We start from the raw sequence: 1285 nt of genomic DNA on the forward strand, positions 1-1285 counted from the left end.
GAACCCATGGGCATCGAGTTCAGGTTTTCTGTATACGTTTCTGAGGTCGACGAGGACGGGGCTTTTCATGACGGCCCTGAGGCGGTCGAGGTCGAGGGCTCGGAACTCGTTCCATTCGGTGACGAGGACGGCGACGTCGGCGTCCTTTGCGGCCTGGTATGGTCCGCTTGCGAAGTCGATGTCCATGATCTGGCGGGCGTTGTCCATGCCTTCCGGGTCGTAGCCGGAGACGATGGCGCCGGCGTCCTTGAGGGTCTGGACGATGGCGATCGCCGGGCTGTCGCGCATGTCGTCGGTATTGGGCTTGAAGGTGAGGCCGAAGACGGCGACCTTCTTGCCGCGCACGTCGCCGCCCGCGGCTGCGATCACCTTGCGGCCCATGGCGCGCTTGCGGTTGTCGTTGATGGCGATGGTGGTTTCGATCAGCCTGACCGGGCTGTCGTGGTCCTGGGCGGTCTTTGCGAGTGCCAGCGTGTCCTTGGGGAAGCACGATCCGCCGTATCCGGGTCCCGCATGCAGGAATTTCGAGCCGATGCGTCCGTCGAGGCCGATGCCGCGGGAGACGTCCTGGACGTCCGCGCCGACGCGCTCGCACAGGTCGGCCATCTCGTTGATGAAGGTGATCTTCATGGCGAGGAAGCCGTTGGCGGCGTATTTGATGAGCTCGGAGGTGCGGCGGCTGGTGAAGAGGAGGGGGGACTGGTTGAGGTAGAGGGGCCGGTAGACCTCGGTCATGACGGCGCGGGCGCGTTCGTCGGAAATGCCGACGACGATGCGGTCGGGACGCTTGAAGTCCTCGATGGCGGCGCCCTCGCGCAGGAATTCGGGATTGGAGACGACGGCGAAGTCGGCCTGCGGGTTGGTCTCGCGGATGATGCGCTCGACCTCGTCGCCGGTGCCGACGGGGACGGTGGATTTGGTGACGACGACGGTGAAGCCGTTCATGGCCGCGGCGATCTCGCGGGCGGCGGCATGGACGTATCCGAGGTCGGCATGGCCGTCGCCGCGCCGCGAGGGCGTGCCGACGGCGATGAAGACGACCTCGGCCTCGCCGACGGCCTGGGCGAGGTCGGTGGTGAACGACAGGCGTCCCGCCTTGACGTTGGTCTCGACCAGCGCGTCGAGGCCCGGCTCGAAGATCGGGATGACGCCGCTCTTCAGCGCCTCGATCTTCTCCACCGCCTTGTCGACGCACACGACCTCATGGCCGAAATCCGCAAAGCATGCCCCCGAAACAAGGCCAACATAACCCGAGCCAACCATTACTATTCGCATCTGATATCCC

At 65.4% G+C, this 1285-nt stretch carries 1 protein-coding gene; it reads right to left on the minus strand.

The features are described 5' to 3' along the window. Positions 1 to 1275 (minus strand): UDP-glucose dehydrogenase family protein (locus ACFFP0_RS29715; RefSeq protein ID WP_377265836.1); only part of this gene is annotated, 1275 nt, incomplete at its 3' end. Positions 1276 to 1285: the final 10 nt, after the last annotated feature.

The organism is Neorhizobium puerariae (genome assembly GCF_042429745.1).
GTDB classification, from domain to species: domain Bacteria; phylum Pseudomonadota; class Alphaproteobacteria; order Rhizobiales; family Rhizobiaceae; genus Neorhizobium; species Neorhizobium puerariae.